At 59.0% G+C, this 17,311-nt stretch carries 22 protein-coding genes; 9 read left to right on the top strand and 13 right to left on the bottom strand.

Annotated elements, in window-relative coordinates; translation table 11 throughout:
* The first annotated feature begins 23 nt into the window (after positions 1–23).
* From IB241_RS07415 to sctU, 9 genes are read left to right on the top strand one after another with little or no spacing between them, the layout of a single operon-like run.
* Positions 24–926: an FHA domain-containing protein gene (locus IB241_RS07415; RefSeq protein ID WP_192297805.1), complete on the top strand. Its 903-nt coding sequence runs from the start codon at positions 24–26 to the stop codon at positions 924–926.
* On the top strand, positions 923–2,281 hold the full coding sequence (locus IB241_RS07410; protein WP_192297804.1) for a FliI/YscN family ATPase: 1,359 nt from the start codon (positions 923–925) through the stop codon (positions 2,279–2,281). Before IB241_RS07415 ends, IB241_RS07410 begins: the two co-directional genes overlap by 4 nt.
* On the top strand, positions 2,268–2,696 hold the full coding sequence (gene sctO, locus IB241_RS07405; protein ID WP_192297803.1) for a type III secretion system stalk subunit SctO: 429 nt from the start codon (positions 2,268–2,270) through the stop codon (positions 2,694–2,696). Before IB241_RS07410 ends, sctO begins: the two co-directional genes overlap by 14 nt.
* On the top strand, positions 2,693–3,151 hold the full coding sequence (locus IB241_RS07400; protein ID WP_192297802.1) for a type III secretion system HrpP C-terminal domain-containing protein: 459 nt from the start codon (positions 2,693–2,695) through the stop codon (positions 3,149–3,151). The genes sctO and IB241_RS07400 overlap by 4 nt, the downstream gene beginning before the upstream one ends.
* Positions 3,151–4,161 carry a FliM/FliN family flagellar motor switch protein gene (locus IB241_RS07395; protein ID WP_225595298.1) on the top strand — a complete coding sequence of 337 codons (1,011 nt, stop codon included), beginning with the start codon at positions 3,151–3,153 and terminating at the stop codon, positions 4,159–4,161. The genes IB241_RS07400 and IB241_RS07395 overlap by 1 nt, the downstream gene beginning before the upstream one ends.
* Complete coding sequence (gene sctR / locus IB241_RS07390; protein WP_192297800.1) at positions 4,158–4,811, top strand: type III secretion system export apparatus subunit SctR; 654 nt, start codon at positions 4,158–4,160, stop codon at positions 4,809–4,811. The genes IB241_RS07395 and sctR overlap by 4 nt, the downstream gene beginning before the upstream one ends.
* A 7-nt stretch (positions 4,812–4,818) precedes the next feature.
* Positions 4,819–5,082, top strand: a complete 264-nt coding sequence (gene sctS / locus IB241_RS07385) for a type III secretion system export apparatus subunit SctS (protein ID WP_192297799.1) — start codon at positions 4,819–4,821, stop codon at positions 5,080–5,082.
* A 10-nt stretch (positions 5,083–5,092) separates the two neighbouring features.
* Entirely contained in the window at positions 5,093–5,881 is a 789-nt protein-coding gene (sctT, locus tag IB241_RS07380; protein WP_192297798.1) for a type III secretion system export apparatus subunit SctT, read from the top strand.
* Positions 5,878–6,975, top strand: coding sequence for a type III secretion system export apparatus subunit SctU (gene sctU / locus IB241_RS07375; RefSeq protein WP_192297797.1), 1,098 nt, complete (start codon positions 5,878–5,880; stop codon positions 6,973–6,975). The genes sctT and sctU overlap by 4 nt, the downstream gene beginning before the upstream one ends.
* 22 nt (positions 6,976–6,997) lie before the next feature.
* On the opposite strand, the gene hrpT is transcribed toward sctU, so the two are convergent.
* From hrpT to IB241_RS07310, 13 genes are all read right to left on the bottom strand, one after another.
* A complete protein-coding gene (hrpT, locus tag IB241_RS07370; protein ID WP_192297796.1) occupies positions 6,998–7,201 on the bottom strand; it encodes an HrpT family type III secretion system protein in 204 nt (67 codons plus the stop codon).
* Positions 7,198–9,333 (bottom strand): type III secretion system outer membrane ring subunit SctC, encoded by a 2,136-nt coding sequence (sctC, locus tag IB241_RS07365; protein WP_192297795.1) that lies wholly within the window; start codon positions 9,331–9,333, stop codon positions 7,198–7,200. The genes hrpT and sctC overlap by 4 nt, the downstream gene beginning before the upstream one ends.
* A gap of 112 nt (positions 9,334–9,445) precedes the next feature.
* Positions 9,446–9,682 (bottom strand): hypothetical protein, encoded by a 237-nt coding sequence (locus IB241_RS07360; RefSeq protein WP_192297794.1) that lies wholly within the window; start codon positions 9,680–9,682, stop codon positions 9,446–9,448.
* 103 nt (positions 9,683–9,785) lie between these two features.
* On the bottom strand, positions 9,786–10,349 hold the full coding sequence (gene sctL, locus IB241_RS07355; protein WP_192297793.1) for a type III secretion system stator protein SctL: 564 nt from the start codon (positions 10,347–10,349) through the stop codon (positions 9,786–9,788).
* Between the two features lie 4 nt (positions 10,350–10,353).
* Positions 10,354–10,950: a type III secretion protein gene (locus tag IB241_RS07350; RefSeq protein WP_225595295.1), complete on the bottom strand. Its 597-nt coding sequence runs from the start codon at positions 10,948–10,950 to the stop codon at positions 10,354–10,356.
* On the bottom strand, positions 10,919–11,713 hold the full coding sequence (gene sctJ, locus IB241_RS07345) for a type III secretion system inner membrane ring lipoprotein SctJ (RefSeq protein WP_192297792.1): 795 nt from the start codon (positions 11,711–11,713) through the stop codon (positions 10,919–10,921). The genes IB241_RS07350 and sctJ overlap by 32 nt, the downstream gene beginning before the upstream one ends.
* A gap of 7 nt (positions 11,714–11,720) precedes the next feature.
* A complete protein-coding gene (locus IB241_RS07340) occupies positions 11,721–12,026 on the bottom strand; it encodes a hypothetical protein (protein WP_192297791.1) in 306 nt (101 codons plus the stop codon).
* Between the two features lie 129 nt (positions 12,027–12,155).
* Positions 12,156–12,389: a hypothetical protein gene (locus IB241_RS07335; RefSeq protein WP_192297790.1), complete on the bottom strand. Its 234-nt coding sequence runs from the start codon at positions 12,387–12,389 to the stop codon at positions 12,156–12,158.
* Between the two features lie 181 nt (positions 12,390–12,570).
* Positions 12,571–13,485: a sigma 54-interacting transcriptional regulator gene (locus tag IB241_RS07330; RefSeq protein WP_192297789.1), complete on the bottom strand. Its 915-nt coding sequence runs from the start codon at positions 13,483–13,485 to the stop codon at positions 12,571–12,573.
* A 271-nt stretch (positions 13,486–13,756) separates the two neighbouring features.
* Entirely contained in the window at positions 13,757–14,857 is a 1,101-nt protein-coding gene (gene ychF / locus IB241_RS07325; RefSeq protein WP_192297788.1) for a redox-regulated ATPase YchF, read from the bottom strand.
* A 23-nt stretch (positions 14,858–14,880) separates the two neighbouring features.
* A complete protein-coding gene (gene pth, locus IB241_RS07320; protein ID WP_017735148.1) occupies positions 14,881–15,465 on the bottom strand; it encodes an aminoacyl-tRNA hydrolase in 585 nt (194 codons plus the stop codon).
* 167 nt (positions 15,466–15,632) lie between these two features.
* The gene (locus IB241_RS07315) at positions 15,633–16,223 is read right to left on the bottom strand and encodes a 50S ribosomal protein L25/general stress protein Ctc (RefSeq protein WP_192297787.1); all 591 of its coding nucleotides are present in this window, start codon (positions 16,221–16,223) and stop codon (positions 15,633–15,635) included.
* Positions 16,224–16,360: 137 nt separating this feature from the next.
* The gene (locus tag IB241_RS07310; RefSeq protein ID WP_003208392.1) at positions 16,361–17,302 is read right to left on the bottom strand and encodes a ribose-phosphate pyrophosphokinase; all 942 of its coding nucleotides are present in this window, start codon (positions 17,300–17,302) and stop codon (positions 16,361–16,363) included.
* Between the last annotated feature and the right edge of the window lie 9 nt (positions 17,303–17,311).

Genomic DNA, 17,311 nt, shown 5'->3' with positions numbered 1-17,311 from the left:
CGGGCAGAGAGAGGCGCTCGATGATGTTCGAACTGCGTGTCCTGGACGGTTTGCATCAAGGGGCGGCACTGCCGTTGTTTGGTGAACAATGGAGCATCGGTGCTCACGCGGACGCCGATCTGGTACTCGATGACCCGGGGGTTGCCGAGCACCACGCACGGTTGCGGCTGACCGGTCAGAACTGGTCGGTGCAGGCCGAGGCGGGGTTGCTGCACGGGCACGATGGGCAGGTGCTGGCGCAGATCACGAGCCTTGCGCTGGGAGTGCCGTTTTCGGTGGGCTCCACTCGATTGTGTGTCAGCCTGGCTGATCAGCCCTGGCCTGGCGCGTCCTCTGCGGTGCCGGTTGAACCTGCGCCACTGCCGGTTGAACCGGCGCGGGGGCTGAAGTTATCCGCCATCTCAAACGTGCAGCAAAAGCGCTTGATCAGCCTGGCGCTGGTGGGGGCAGTCATCATTATGCTCGTGGGCCTGGTCTCCACGGGAGAGAAAGACGCTCAAGCCTCCTTGATGCCGCCCGCGGTGCAGAAGGACGAACTCGCTTCGCCGTTCGACGTGCGCAAGCAGTTGCTGAAGATGCTCAACGAGCGCGAACTGGGCCAGCGGGTCACCGTGCAAGTGATCAATGACCAGGTCGCGCTCAGCGGGGATGTGTCACAGGAGGACATGGACCTGGTGACGCGCATGCTCGATCGCTACGGCGAGATGTTCGACAGCAGCGTGCCCGTGATCAGCCGCGTGCGCCTGCACGATAACTCGTTGCCATTCAAGATTGTGCAGATCGTCGGCGGGTCGAACGGTCATGTGGTGCTGGAGGAGGGTAGCCGGCTGTTTGTCGGTGATGAAGTGGAAGGCCTGCGCCTGGTCTTGATCGATAACAACAAGGTGGTGTTCGATGGCGCGCAGCGTTACGAGGTGCGTTGGTGAGTGCGGATCTGCAAGCGCGGCTGGACGCCTGGCAGCAGCGCCAGGCACAAGCGCTGGCCGGCTTTGCGCCGGTGACGATGCGGGGTCGTATTCAACGCGTCAATGGCATGTTGCTGCAATGCCGGTTGCCCCATTCATGCATCGGCGACCTGTGCCAGGTGGAAAAAAAGGCCGGCGATTACATGCTGGCCGAAATCATCGGTTTCGATCAGCAGGATGCGGTGCTCAGTGCATTGGGCAACCTGGAAGGCGTGCGCGTGGGCGCCAGCGTGGAGCGCCTCGGGGTGTCGCATCGGGTGCAGGTCAGCGAGGCGTTGCTGGGCCAGGTGCTGGACGGCTTCGGACGCCCGATCGCAGGGGAAGGGCCGAGTGCTTTTGTCGAGTCCGATAGCCCGGACACCAGCGCCGTATTGTGCGAGGCACCGCTACCTACGGAGCGGCCGCGCATCAACCGGGCGCTGGCCACCGGCGTGCGCTCCATCGATGGCCTGTTGACCCTGGGCGAGGGGCAGCGCGTCGGCTTGTTCGCCGGGGCCGGTTGCGGCAAGACCACGCTGCTGGCCGAGATCGCGCGGAACGTGGAGTGCGATGTGATTGTGTTCGGCCTGATCGGCGAGCGGGGCCGGGAACTGCGCGAGTTCCTCGATCATGAACTGGATGAGCAGTTGCGCGCCAAGGCGGTGCTGGTGTGTGCCACTTCGGACCGCTCCAGCATGGAACGTGCCCGTGCGGCATTCACGGCGACGGCATTGGCCGAAGGTTTCCGCAGCAAGGGCCAGCGGGTGCTGTTGCTGATCGACTCGCTGACGCGTTTTGCCAGGGCCCAGCGTGAAATCGGCCTGGCCGCCGGCGAGCCGTTGGGCCGCGGCGGCTTGCCGCCTTCGGTCTACAGCCTGTTGCCGCGCCTGGTCGAGCGCGCCGGGCTGACAAACGAGGGCGTGATTACCGCGATCTATACGGTGCTGATCGAACAGGACTCGATGAGTGATCCGGTGGCAGACGAGGTTCGCTCGCTGCTTGATGGCCACATCGTGCTGTCGCGCAAACTCGCTGAGCGCGGGCACTACCCGGCGGTGGATGTGCTGGCCAGCCTTTCACGGATCTTGAGCAACGTCGCCGACCCCGAGGATATTCGCGCCGGCACGGCGTTGCGGCGCCTGTTGTCGGCGTATCAGCAGATCGAGTTGATGCTCAAGCTGGGAGAGTACCAGGCCGGCAGCGACATTCTCACCGACCTGGCGGTGGACAGTCGCCAGGCGGTCGACAGTTTTCTGCGCCAGGATCTGCGCGAACCCACACCGATGATGACCACGCTGGAACAACTTAAGGAGCTGACCGGCCATGTCCCTTTCTAACGGATTGCTGGGTGAGATCGAGACCCTGCGTCGCCTGCGTCGGCACCGGGCAGACCGTGCCGAGCGTGCCCTGAGTGAGGCAAAACGTGCCCAGCAGACTCTGCTTGTGCATATCCGCCAGGCCGAGGAACGTCTCGAGCAGACCCGGCAGGAGGAGGCTCAGCGAAGTGCCGAGCTGCTCGGCCGGCATCAGGGCCAGGTGCTGAGTTTTCAGGCGCTGAAATCCTGGGCCGTACAAGAGCAGGCCCTGAGCGCCAGCACCCGTCACGAGCAGGGGCAACTGTACGCGTTGCAGGGACAGCAGGAAGAAAAACAAATCCACGTCAGTGCCGCCCAGAAGCAGGTCACCGCGTGCCTGCGCCAGGTGGAAAAACTTCAGGAATTATCCAATTTGTTGGCTCAGGAGCCGATATGACCCAGGTTTCAAGCAAGCCATACGAACGTCCACGGCCGCGTGAATCGCGCGAGGACCGCGACCAGGCAATGGCTGGTGTGGTGCCTTGGGAGCAAGGACGGTTATTTGCCCAGTTGTTTGGTGATGACGCTGCGCACACAGGGTATGGCGCTGCCCGGTCGGGCACGGGGATGCCGGCCGCTGTCGCAATGATCGACGCGCTTGCCGAGCAACTGGCACCCCAGGTGTTGGGTGCGGCGCAATGGCCGTTGCAGGCGACGTTGTACATGCCGCGCCTGGGGCGGATCAACGCCAGCGTGCGGCGAGAGCAGAACGTCTGGGGCATTGAATTGGAGGCAGAGCATGAGGCGACGTCGCGCTGGCTCTGCGGCGTGCGGCAACAGTGCCAGGAGCGTATGGCGGGGGCACTGGGCTCGCCGGTCAGCCTGCATTTGCCTGATGCTCGCCCGGCGTGATGCTCTCGCGTCTGGTGCTGCCGCAGATCCCGGGGGACACCGTTGCCGCGCGACGCCGACTGGGGCGTGGCTTGAGCTTGCCATTCGAGGTGGCCGGAGCCCGTGGTGAGCTGCGGATGGAGCCTGGGCCTGCGCCCGTCAGTGCCCCATCGCTGTGTTTTGAAACGGTTTGCGGGGTACTGGCATTCGCCCAGCCGGGGCCGGTACTCAGCCTGCTGGGCGAGTGCCCGGTGACGTTGGCCCCGTCCGGCAATGACCCGGATTCGTGGTTCTGGGCCTTGTTCCAACATCACTTGAGCCCGCAGATCAGCAGGCTGCTGGGCGACGTTCGCTTGAGCGAGTCCGCCCGCCCTGAGGGCTTTGGCTGTCGTCTGGTGGTGACATTGGGAGCCTCCCGTGTGGATGCCTATATGTGGCTGACGCCACAGAGTTTCCTCTCGTTGTGCGCGGCCGGCCCCTGGCGGGGCATTGCGGCACCGCTGCCGGCAGCGTTTCAACTGGCGATCGCCGTGACCGTCGGACGTGTGCAACTGCCCTTTGCACAGGTGCGCGGCCTGCAGGCCGGCGATGTGCTGGTGTTCGAACAAGCATTTTTTCAAGCGCAGGGGCCCGGCCATCTGCAGGTCGGCAGGCAGCAACTGCGCGGTTGCATTGACGATGACGCCGGGCCGTTGCGGCTTACTGTTACTTCTATCGAGGACGTGGGTGTGGATGAGGACTTTGCAGTACCTGGCGTGGCCGGGCCTGAAGCGGATGAACCCGTGGTGGATGTATTTGGCCACGAGCCATTCGATGAGTTGAGCATGGCGTTGAATGTGCGTTGTGGAACGCTGAATCTCACCCTCGGCGAACTGCGCAACCTTGCGCCAGGTTCGGTGCTGGGCATCAGTGGTTTTGCACCGGGCATGGCCGGTCTCTACTACGGTGACAGAGCCATTGGCCTCGGGCAGTTGGTGGAGGTGGACGGGCGCCTCGGGTTGCAGATGTCTCGTGTGAATTTTTCCCGATGAGCTTGCAAGGAATCGATCCTCTCGTTCTGGCGCTGTTTCTGGGCGCGTTGTCATTGATGCCCATGCTGCTGATCGTGTGCACGGCGTTTCTCAAGATCGTGATCGTGCTGATGATTACCCGCAACGCCATCGGCGTGCAGCAGGTGCCGCCGAGCATGGCCATCAACGGCATCGCACTGGCGGCGACGCTGTTTATCATGGCGCCTGTCGGCTACCAGATAGCGGAGGTGGTCAAGGTTTCGCCGCTGGACCTCAGCAGTGTGCAAAGCATGCAGCAGACCGGCCGGGAGGCCATCCAACCGCTGCGTACATTCATGCTGCGCAATGTTAACCCGGATGTGCTGACCCATCTGCTGGAAAATACGGCGCGCCTGTGGCCTGCCGAAATGGCCCGGGAGGTCCAGCGTGAGGACCTGATCCTGCTGGTCCCGGCGTTTGTGTTGTCGCAGTTGCAGGCCGGGTTCGAGATCGGCTTTCTGATCTACATCCCGTTTATCGTGATCGACCTGATCGTCTCCAACCTGCTCTTGGCGCTGGGCATGCAGATGGTCTCGCCGATGACCATCTCCCTACCGCTCAAATTGCTCCTGTTCGTGCTGGTCTCCGGCTGGTCACGGTTGCTCGACAGCCTGTTCCTTTCCTATCTCTGAGTCGCTTATGGAACCTATCGTGCTGTTCAAGCAGGGCATGTTGCTGGTGGTGGTGTTGTCGGCGCCGCCGTTGATCGTGGCCGTGGTGGTAGGGGTGATGACCTCGCTGGTGCAGGCGCTGATGCAGGTTCAGGATCAGACGCTGCCCTTTGGCATCAAGCTGGTGGCGGTGGGGATCACGCTGATCCTTACCGGCCGCTGGATCGGTGTTGAGTTGATCCAGTTGATCAACCTGACCTTTGAAATGATCGGCCGTTCGGCCCTGAACTGAGGCCTGGCCTGTGCTGCCGTATGTGGAGTATCTACCGAGCCTGATCATCGCCATGGCGCGGATCTATCCGTGCGCCATATTGGTGGCGGCATTCTGTTTTCAACATATTCGCGGTATGCCCCGGCATGCCATCGTGATGGTGCTGGCCTTGCTGCCGGCACCGGGCATCCATGCGCTGTTGGCGGGTCAGGACTATTCGATGCTGATGCTTGGCGGGTTGGTCCTCAAGGAGGTCATCCTCGGGCTTGTGCTGGGGGTGTTGCTGTCGATGCCGTTCTGGATGTTCGAGTCGGTGGGGGCGTTGCTGGACAACCAGCGCGGCGCCCTGGCCGGTGGCCAGCTCAACCCGTCGCTGGGGCCGGACGCGACACCCTGCGGGCACATGTTCAAGCAACTGGCGATATTTCTGTTGATGGTCAGCGTCGGCTTGGGGGCACTGACCCAGGTGATCTGGGACAGTTACCGGATATGGCCGCCCACGGTCTGGTTCCCGTTGCCGTCGGCCAACGGGATGGGGGTGTTTGTGGATCTGCTCGGCGACACCTTCATGCACATGATGCTCTACGCCGCGCCCTTCATTGCGGTGCTGTTGTTGCTGGAATTCGGTATTGCGTTGCTGGGGGTTTACAGTCAGCAGTTGCAGGTGAGCACGCTGGCGCCGCCGCTCAAATGCCTCGCGGGGCTCGGCATTCTGCTGTTGTATTTTGCGTTGTTACAGGACTTGATTGTCGGTCGCATGGGCCTGCTCGGTGATCTCAAGCATTCACTGGCGCTGCTGTTCAAGGTCGGTTCAGCATGAGTGACTCAGGCGAAAAGAAGCACCCCGCGTCGGCCAAAAAACTGCGGGACCAGCGTAAGAAAGGCCAGGTCTCCCAAAGCCAGGATGTGGGCAAGTTGCTGGTGTTGACGGCCATCAGCGAGATCGCGCTGATGACGGCCGAGACCAGCATGCAACGTTTCCAGCAGTTGATAGTGCTGCCGATATCGCGCATGAACCAACCCTTTATGCGAGCACTGGAAGAAGTGTTGTTCGAGGGGCTGGCGCTGTTTTTTTCGTTCGCCCTGTTGATGGCCGGGGTGGCGATTGCGATGAAGCTGATCAGCAGTTGGATGCAAATCGGATTACTGTTTGCACCAGAGGTCCTGAAACTCGATTTCAAGCGCCTCAATCCGCTCAATCAACTCAAGCAGATGTTCTCCGCACAGTCGTTGATCAACCTGTTGTTGAGTATCGCCAAAGCGTTGCTGCTGGGCCTGGTGTTGTACGTGGTGATCATGCCGTCGCTGGGTGCATTGATTAACCTGGCCAATAGCGACCTGCAAAGTTACCTCCTCGCATTGATCACGTTGTTCCGCCACTTGCTGCACGCTTGTCTGGGGTTGCTGCTGGTGTTGGCGCTGATCGATTTTTCCATGCAAAAACACTTTTTTGCCAAGCGCATGCGCATGACCCAGGTGGAGGTACTCAAGGAATACAAGGACATGGAAGGCGACCCCCACGTGAAAGGGCAACGGCGCTCGCTCGCCTTCCAGTTGGCCCAGGAGGAGCCCAAGGTCAAGCTGCCCAAGCTGGAGGAGGCCGACATGCTGGTGGTCAACCCGACACACTTTGCCGTGGCCTTGTATTACCGCCCTGGAAAAACCCCGCTGCCTCTATTGGTGGACAAAGGCACGGACGCCGATGCTCGCCAGTTGATCGCGCGGGCGAAGGCCGCAGAGGTTCCGGTGATTCAGTGTGTCTGGCTGGCCCGCACCCTCTACCCCCAACAGCTGGGGGCCAGCATCCCTCGGGAAACCTTGCAGGCCGTAGCCATCATCTATCGCACGTTGCGTGAGCTGGATGATGAAGCCAAGCGTGAAACCCTCGAGCTGCCTGAGCTTGAACAGCGTTGAGCAGCAGGCAGCTCGGGGGCAGTCATCGCTCCAGCGACACCGTTTGATAGTCCGCACGTTCTCCCGCCGGGCCGGGTTCGGCGCGCATCTGCGGTGGCCACCAGATGATCAGCTTGTTCGGAGACGATTGCGGGCGAGAGCAGGAGTCGCCCTTGCAGGTTGGGGTGCAACCGGCGACAAGCAACACCGCGCCGATCAGGGAGGCGTATAACATTTTGTGCTTCATGGTTTGGCCTTCTGGGCTGGGCTGATCAATGAGGGGCGAGGTACACCGAGATGTTCATCCTTGACCACCGGGCGCATGGCGATAAACACCTCGGCTTCTTCACCCGGCTTGAGCCACGCACGTGGCCAGACGCTGACGGCCAGGGTGTGCGAATTGCTGCACTCCTTCTCATCGATGCGCACATTGCGGTTGAACGTGTTGCGCAGCACCACGACGGCCACGTTGTATTCCGGGCCGGCATACCACTGGCTGCGTTCGGTGTTTAGCTCAAGTAATTTTCGGGTATCGCACAAGGTGTTCAGGCTCAGTGGCATGGGGGCCGCCTTGAACGTCTTGGGCACTTCGCCACTGACCAGGCGCGCCATGGTGTTGATAATGTCGCTGCGCTTGATCACCGGCGCGTGAGGGGCCGTGCGCCTGGCCAGCGGCGCAAGGGCGGTCTGCAGTTCTGCCTGGTCGGCCTGCGGCAGGTAGCGCGACGGGTCGGACTGGTCGCCGATCACCCGTGGGGTCAGGATGAACAGGCGTTCACGCCGGTTGTTCTGCCGTTCGGTTGAGGAGAACAGCGCCTTGCCCAGCAGTGGAATATCCCCCAGCAGCGGGACCTTGTTTTGCTTGTCTGTGCTTTCGGTGACATGGAAGCCACCGACCACCAAGGAGCGTTTTTCCGCCATGACCGCCTGGGTGCTGACCTTGCCCTGGCTGGTATTGGGGTTGCCGTTCACGGGATTGGGCGCACCGAAATTACCGTCCTCGATATCGATCGCCAAATGCACTTGATGGCTGCCGCGGCTGGTGATGACCCGCGGTATGACACGAAAGCTGGTGCCAACGACGATCGGCATGATCGTTACGTTGTCGCGGCCGGGCGTGAGGTACTGGGTGCGGTTGAAGTCGATGACCGCAGGCTGGTTTTCCAGAGTCAGTACAGAAGGGTTGGAGACCATGGTTGCCAGCCCCTTGGCCTCCAGCGCGCGGATGTCGGCGTAGAAGCGATCGCGGTTTTCAATTGATAGCTGGGAAGTGGTGCCGGGTGCGAAATTCGTGAAGCCCGCGCTGAAGCGGCTGTTCTGGAAGCCCCAGTTGACCCCGAACTCACGCAGTTGCGTGCGCTCGATGTCGAGGATAATGGCATCGATTTCCACCAGCTTGCGTGCGACGTCGAGTTGGGTGATCAACTCGCGGTACATGACCTGGCGCTCGGGTAAGTCGTAGATCAGCACAGCGTTGTTGCGCACATCGGCTTCGACGCGGATGCGGCTGCTGCTCGCAGGAGCGCGTGGGGTCAGTGTCGCGCCCGTTTCCAGTTGCCCGGTGTTGGTGCCGAGCATCTGGCCTAGCAGCGGGTTTCCCAGGCGCGGAACATTCGGCACCAAAGGGGAGGGCTGGGTAGCCGCGGGACGTGAGTTCATGTCTGAGATAGCCGACGAGGGACGTGGCTCCAGCAGCCCTCGCAAAATGCTGGCCACCCCGGGGATTTTCAGCTTCTCTCCACGATAATCCACCAAACGATCCGCCGCGTTAGCGAACTTCAACGGGTAGCTCAACACATTTTGCTTCTCGTCCGGCGAGCGACGCTGGCTGCTGAATTGCTTGATCTGCTCGATGTACCGCCGCGGGCCGGAAACCAGTACGACGCCTTCCTCGGGCAACTCGCCCCAACCGAACCGGCTGTCGAGCAAGCCTATATCAGTCAGTGCCTGCTTGAGATCGGCGATGGTCTCGGAGGAAACCTCCAGTCGCGTCGACTCTTGCTGGTCCAAGGTGCTGATATAGAGCGTGTTGTTGTACAGATACCACTGGAAGCGGTGTTCCACGCCCAGCCTGTCGAGCATCGATTGTGGGGTGTTTGCGCGTATCTTGCCGTTGACGATGCCTTCCAGCAGGCCTTCGACTTGCAGTTGGGTACCAAAGGTCTGTGCGAAGTCTTCGAGTACCTCGCGCAGCGGTTTGTGCTCGGCCTCGTAGGCGTAGGCCGTGTTTTTCCATTCGGGAGGGATGGCAGCGAAGCTGCTGTGTGAAGCGCTCAGCAGCCAAGGCAGTACGATCAGACCGGGCCAACAGCGACGTTTTTGCGTGTGATTGGGCGAAACGTTGCGCAAGCAGTCAGGCTTGTCAGTCTTGTTATTCATGGGAAGTCTCTGAATTTGGCGGAAGCGGAGGTTGCGGGGAGGACGAGGACTGCAGCGTGTTGGTAGGGGGGGCCTCGATTCGCGAGTGCCCACGTCCTGTACTCAACCATACTCAGGGAATACCATCGAAGACGATTTTTCCCTGATCGGCCCGGTAGTTGGTCAGGGCCTGAGTGGTAGTCAGAAGCTGGTTCGCACTCATCTTTGTGTCCAGCGTCTGATTCAACAACGCCGCGAATGTTTCGCTATCCAGTTCCTCGTAGGGCGTTTTTCTCATCTGATCCATTTGTTTTGTGACGGTGTCCAGCTTTCGGTACTGCTGTTGGTGCTGCCGGTAATCAAAGTTCATAGGGGCATCCTCCAGTGACGTGCCCCTGTGTGTGGTTCAAATTTGGTAACGGTTCCAGGCGCCGATCATGCAGTGGCAATGTCCGGGCATTTCTGGATATTTCCTACTTGCGCGGCGGCTGCGGGTCCAGCAGAAACAAGCTCTCGACGGCGCGCTGCCATTCAACGTGGAAACTGCCTTCTTCAGTTTCCAGGATGAGTGTCTGGGGCGGGAGGGCGTCGTCCAGACGCAGGCTCCAGCGCACCTCGGTGTTGATATGCAGCCACTGCTCCACGTGTGCTTGATCGGCGGGATGGCAGGCCAGCGCGGCGTTGGGGCGGGGGATCAGTGGGTCCAGCAACTTGTTGAGCAAGGCACTGATGCGCTCAGCGGGAGGGGTCATCTCCAGCAAGCTGCTTAGCGCCTGTTGGGTGATGGTAGTGGCGAATCTTTCACACTGGTCGCCGATTGTCTGTCGTTCGGCTTCCCACCGCTGCAGTTGGTGGTTGGCACGCTGCCAGAACTCTTCGTGCGCCTGCTTGAGTATTTGCGCGCTCTGCTCTTGCGCCTGCTGCAGCAGCGTCTCGGCCTGCGCCTGGGCGTTGTCGAGCACATGTTCTGCGCGCTGGTTGTCGGCGAGCAGTTCCCTTGAGATCACGGGCTGTGACAGGCTGGCAGAAGACGTCAATAATTCAATCTTGCGTCGGCAGAGCATGATTGAGGTTCTCCGCGGGTAGGGTGACATTGTTGGCCAGGGCGCTGGCACGCCAGATCACGGCTTGCCAGACAGTGTCGAGCTTGCTGGCGGCTGGTATCTGAAGTGCGCTCTCGAGTAGTTGCACCCGCTGGCGGGAGAAGCTGAGCCGCAGGCGCTGCCAGATGGCAGGGTCAACCCAGCTACGCAGGTAATACAGAGGGTCGACGCTGGGTTTGTGGGACGCGGGGGGGAGCGCCATGGACAGACGCGCGCACCATTCGCGTTGATCCGTGCTCAAGGCGCTGTCGTGCTGTGGATGGTAAATGCCCTCGACCAGCGCCAGCATCAGTTCCCGTTGCGCGGTCGGTGCCAGCACCAAGTGCAACAGGGCTGGGGAGGGGTGAATCGGCAGGCACGGGGTAATGCCCAGTGCGACACCTATGCGTTCATGCCGGCTTCGGCACAGTGTCTTGGCGGCAGGTGAGTCCAAGTCGAAGGGCCACCAGTCCTGTTGCGAATGGCTCCAGGGAGATGTCCACCAGCGTGCCCATTGGTACAGCTCATTCATGGAGTGCGGTGCTTGGTGGGTCATTGACCTGTGCCATTTGCGGGCTTAGTTTTTTCCGAAGCCAGAATGCCAACCCTGCGGCCGATAGCGCCAACGCAATCAGCAGTGCTGCCAGCGCTGTCTGCCAAAACGTCAGATCTTTCTCGGGTACCAAGAAAGCCCCGAAATAGGTCAGGCGTTCCTGTTCGACATAGGCGGTTGCAGGTACGAAGGTGACGGTGAGCTTTTCTGGGTTGTCCACCGTGGTCGTCATGCCTGGGATGCTGCTGGCGACCATTCTGCGCACACGTGGTCTGATGTTGTCGGGGTCCAGGCGCGGGTCATGCTTGATAAAGACCGAGGCCGATGCAGGTTGAACGGGTTCGCCCGGGGCCACGCGTTCGGGTAACACGACATGCACCCTCGCGACGATGACCCCGTCGATGTTGGATAACGTGGCCTCCAGTTCCTGTGATAACGCGTAGATGTAACGGGCCCGTTCCTCCAGGGGGGTGGAGATGACACCCTCCTTGCGGAAAATCTCTCCCAGCGTGGAACGCGCGGTTCTGGGCAGCCCCGCGGCCTCCAGCGTGCGCACCGCGCGGGCGATGTCGCTGGTTTTCACCCGAACGACCACACCGTCCTTTTCCAATGTCTTTTGGGCGCGGATTTGTTTATCCGCCAGCTCGGCAATGACATCGTTGGCTTCCTGCTCGGACAGTTGGCGGTGAAGTTCGATGCGTTCACCACAGCCGGCAAGGAGGAGTGCCAGTGTTAACAGTAAACAAGTGATGAGACGGCTGCGCATAGGTTTCCTATTGCAGATTGGTGGTTTTTTCCACCATTGCAATACTGTGTTTGATGACTTTCACTGAAACTGACAGGAGTTCCTTGCTTTCAACCAACGCCAGGGGCACTTGCATTGCCTTTAGGGAGTGCTTGCCGCTGGCGAAGTCTTTCAACCCTCTGGATACCAGGTCTGACTTGCTCTTGAGGGCAGTGGATTGCTCCGCCAGATAGTGAGCGCCAATGGCCGGAGCCGAGGGCTTTGGACTGCTATCGCTCATCAACGCGGAGGCAAAAAAATGGCTGTCGAGCGTGGAGTCGGCAGGCGTTGTCATGTCGTTTCTTTGTACAAGCGTTTGAGGCTGTGAGACCCACTCGGTTTTCGAAAGCATTTGACACTCCAAGTGTATCGGTGGGGACTTGCCTCCTCCATCAATGAACTGAGGAGACAAGTCGTTTGATGCTTAACCCTTTGATTGGCCAATCTGCTGCATAAGTTTGTTGTTGAAGTCGACCTTCATGCCTTCTACGGTTTGGTAGTGGTTCTGCCCATTTTTCCGGCGCTGATTTTGTAGTTGAAGCGCCGTGAAGGTGTCGTTGTCTATCTCGCCGAATGCGCCGGTGATATCGTTTCCGCTTCCGTATCCGTTTGTGTAAATATTATTACTGTTGTATCCGGTAATAGTGTCAATAGCCATATTAATCACCTGATTTCAATATAGTCAGTGCCTAAATAATAGACATATAGCATGCCTAAAATCTTCAGAGCCTAGGCTCGTCAATTGAGTGGCAGAAGAGGTAGAAAACGTTCCAGAATTATATTTCTAAAGTATTTCTGAAGTGTTTCTAAAGATGTTTTCGTCGAGTTTAGGTGGATGCCTAGGTCAATATGTTCAAATGCTTCAAACGGTAATACAGCGTTCGCTTGGCAACGCCCAGTTCTGCGGCGACACGCTCCACGCAGTCCGCATGACGTTTCAACGACTCCTCGATCAATGACTTTTCGATTTGCTGCAGGCGCTCTTTCAACGGCATGAACCGAGCATCTTTTACCGGCGAATCGAGGGGCCGCATGCCCAACACAAAGCGTTTGGCTGCCGAACGTAATTCGCGGACATTACCCAGCCAGCGGTGGCAGAGCAATTGTTGGAGTAACGTATCGGTTGGTGTAGGCGCGGGGCAGTCGAAGTATTGCGCTTCTTGTCGCACCATATCCATAAACAGCGGAATGATTTGCTCTTGCCGGTTACGCAGTGGCACAAGGTTGATGCTCACGACATTCAGGCGAAAGTAAAGATCACGTCGAAAGGTGCCTTGTTCGACCATGTCATGCAGCGATTGCTGAGCGGACGCGATGACGCGCATGTCCACTGGGATGAACCGGGTCGACCCCAAGCGCTCGACACCGCGCGACTCCAAGACTCGAAGCAGTTTGGCCTGCAGGGGCAGCGGCATGCTGTCGATTTCATCCAGGTACAACGTACCCAGGTGTGCGGCTTCGATAAAGCCTGCCCTCGACTGCACTGCACCGGTATAGGCGCCACTATTGACCCCGAATAATTGGCCTTCGGCGAGAGTTTCCGGGATGGCTGCACAGTTAACGGCGACCAGGTTTCCACGGCGGCCAGACAAACGATGTACCCGTTGCGCCAAGGTATCTTTGCCGGTGCCGGTTTCTCCTAGTAATAGGATGTCTATATTAAGTGTTGCGGTCGTATTGAGGGTGCTTTCAATTTCCGAGCCTGCAATAAAGAGGGGATCTACTTCATTGTGCTTGTGAATAAAGACCGACATCGTAAAGAGGCTCCGCCAACGCTATTGCTTTATGGCTGGGCGAACGACCTGTTAGCCTCGCCAGCAGGTCGAAACTTATCAGGGTGGGAGGTAGGGTTGAAAGGGGTAAGCAGCTAAAGTGTTGTAGGATAAACGGAGGGCCTATGGTGGTTGTGTGGTTTTGATGCGAACTGTATATGTAAGATTAATCTTAAATTTGTTTATCTATGACAATCAGGTAGGTACAAAAAAGCCGATGCATTGCATCGGCTTTTTATCTGCAGCGTGAAACTTATACGTTGAAACGGAAGTGCATCACATCGCCATCTTTCACGATGTATTCCTTGCCTTCCAGGCGCCACTTACCCGCTTCCTTGGCGCCGGCCTCACCCTTGAACTGGATAAAGTCGTTGTAGGCGATTACTTCGGCACGGATAAAGCCTTTCTCGAAGTCGGTGTGGATCACGCCGGCGGCCTGTGGCGCGGTGGCGCCGACCTTGACGGTCCATGCACGGACTTCTTCGACACCGGCGGTGAAGTAGGTCTGCAGGTTGAGCATTTCGTAACCGGCGCGGATCACGCGGTTCAGGCCAGGCTCTTCCAGGCCCAGGGCCTCGAGGAACATGTCCTTCTCTTCGCCGTCATCCAGCTCGGCGATTTCGGCTTCGATCTTGTTGCACACCGGCACCACGATCGCGCCTTCTTCGTCGGCGATGGCCTTGACCACGTCGAGCAGCGGGTTGTTCTCGAAACCGTCTTCGGCGACGTTGGCGATGTACATCACCGGCTTGGTGGTCAGCAGGTGGAAGCCTTTGATCACGGCCTTCTCGTCGGCGCCCATGTTCTTCATCAGGCTGCGTGCCGGCTTGCCTTCGGTGAAGTGTGCGATCAGCTGTTCCAGCAGCGCTTTTTGAACCACGGCGTCTTTGTCGCCGCCCTTGGCGTTACGCGCGACCTTCTGCAATTGCTTCTCGCAGCTGTCGAGGTCGGCGAAGATCAGTTCCAGGTCGATGATCTCGATGTCGCGTTTCGGGTCGACGCTGTTGGAGACGTGAATCACGTTTTCGTCTTCAAAGCAGCGGACCACGTGGGCGATGGCATCGGTTTCACGGATGTTGGCCAGGAACTTGTTACCCAGGCCTTCACCTTTCGACGCGCCAGCCACCAGGCCCGCGATGTCGACGAATTCCATGGTGGTCGGCAGGATGCGCTTTGGATTGACGATGGCCGCGAGGGCGTCCAGGCGTGGGTCCGGCATCGGCACGATACCGCTGTTGGGTTCGATGGTGCAGAAGGGGAAGTTCTCCGCCGCAATACCGGACTTGGTCAGGGCGTTGAACAAGGTGGATTTGCCGACGTTGGGCAGGCCGACGATGCCGCAATTGAATCCCATGGTGTTTCCCCTCGGATAAAGAGTCAGGCCTTCTGGCTGTGCAGGTTTTTCATCGCGCGGTTCCATTCACCGGCGAAGATATCCGGCAGCACGCCGAGGGCAAAGTCGATGCTGGCATCGAGTTTTTCCTGTTCGGCGCGTGGCGCACGACCCAGGACGAAATTTGAAACCATACTGGCAACGCCTGGGTGGCCAATGCCGAGCCGCAGACGGTAGAAATTATTCTGATTGCCCAGCTGCGCGATGATGTCGCGCAGGCCATTGTGCCCGCCATGCCCACCGCCGAGCTTGAGCTTGGCAACACCGGGTGGCAGGTCCAGTTCGTCATGGGCCACCAGGATTTCTTCGGGTTTGATCCGGAAGAAGTTCGCAAGCGCCGCCACGGCTTGGCCGCTACGGTTCATGTAGGTGGTGGGAATCAGCAGACGAACATCCTGACCCTGGTGCGAGAAGCGCCCGGTCAGGCCAAAATACTTGCGATCGGCCACAAGGTTCACACCTTGCGCGTGGGCGATGCGCTCAACAAAAAGGGCCCCCGCGTTATGCCGGGTCTGTTCGTATTCGGCGCCTGGATTTCCCAGGCCAACGATCAGTTTAATGGCAGTCACGACAGGGGCCCTTCCTTTGGAGTTGTGGATAACATCGCCAAACCAAGGTGCGGCGAAAGTGGACAACAGTAGCTCATTTACTCAAGAGTAAACGTCGCGTTATCGCCCGCTTTCTCGCTACGTTTCGGTCCGCGATGTTTCCTCAAGCTCCGACGTTACAGAGTGATTTACTCTGCAGCGTCTGCTTCTGGAGCAACGCGTGGAGCGTGTACGTTTGCAACAGCTTTGTCATCACCGTGAGCCAGTGCAACAAACTCAACGCCTTTAGGGGCCTTGAGGTCGGACAGGTGGATGATGGCGCCAACTTCAGCGGTCGACAGGTCGACTTCGATGAACTCAGGCAGGTCTTTCGGCAGGCAGGTCACTTCGATTTCGTTCACAACGTGAGAAATCTCGCCGCCTTTCTTGACCGGAGCTTCTTCGCCGACGAAGTGCACAGGCACGACAGCGGTCAGTTTCTGGCCAGCTACGACGCGAACGAAGTCAGCGTGCATGATGAACTGCTTGGACGGGTGACGCTGCATCGCTTTAACGATGACGTTCTGCTTGGCGCCGTCGACGTTCAGCTCGATAACGTGGCTGTAGGCAGCTTCGTTTTCGAACAGCTTGGCGATTTCCTTGGCCAGGATGGTCACGGATTCAGCAGGCTTGTTACCACCGTATACAACGGCTGGGACGTTGGCGGCGTGACGCAGGCGGCGGCTCGCACCTTTCCCCAGGTCAGTACGCGCTTGAGCGTTCAGAGTAAAGTCAGTCATTTTGTATCTCCAAAATAGCCATCATCGAGTGGCGTTTGCGACCAGCGCCGTTCTCGATATGGGCAAAAAAGCCCCGCCCCGACAGAATGCCGGGGCGGGGCGCTTTTCGTCAGTGAAATGATCCGAAGGTATGACCCTTAACGGAACATCGCGCTGATCGATTCTTCATTGCTGATGCGGCGAACCGCTTCGGCAACTACCGGTGCAATATCCAGTTGGCGGATACGCGAACAGGCTTGAGCTGCAGCGGACAACGGGATGGTGTTGGTCACCACCAGTTCGTCCAGCATGGAGTTCTCGATGTTCTCGATCGCTCGGCCCGACAGCACAGGGTGTGTGCAGTAGGCGAAGACTTTTGCGGCACCGTGCTCTTTCAAGGCTTTCGCCGCGTGGCACAGGGTGCCGGCGGTGTCGACCATGTCATCAACCAGAATACAGGTACGCCCTTCGACATCACCGATGATATGCATCACTTCAGAGTGATTGGCTTTTTCACGGCGTTTGTCGATGATCCCGAGGTCCACGCCCAAGGATTTGGCAACAGCCCGTGCACGCACGACGCCACCAATGTCCGGGGATACGATCATCAGGTTTTCAAAGCGCTGGTCTTCGATGTCATCCACCAGGACTGGGGAGCCGTAGATGTTATCTACCGGAATATCGAAGAACCCCTGGATTTGGTCAGCGTGCAGGTCAACCGTGAGAACACGGTCGATACCTACCACGGTCAGCATGTCAGCGACGACTTTCGCGCTGATGGCCACACGTGCGGAGCGCGGACGGCGATCCTGACGGGCATAACCAAAGTAAGGGATTACAGCTGTGATTCGAGTCGCTGAGGAGCGGCGGAAGGCATCAGCCATCACGACGAGTTCCATCAGGTTATCGTTGGTCGGAGCGCAAGTCGGCTGAATAATGAAGACGTCTTTACCGCGGACGTTTTCATTGATCTCGGCTGTAATTTCACCGTCGGAGAACTTACCGACAGAGATGTCACCGAGAGGGATATGCAGCTGACGTACGACACGTCGAGCCAGATCGGGGTTGGCGTTCCCCGTAAAGACCATCATCTTGGACACGCGCAGTAC

The organism is Pseudomonas sp. PDM05 (assembly GCF_014851685.1).
Lineage (GTDB): Bacteria > Pseudomonadota > Gammaproteobacteria > Pseudomonadales > Pseudomonadaceae > Aquipseudomonas.
Note: the sequence above shows the minus strand (reverse complement) of the source record. Positions and strands in the feature narration are given on the sequence as shown.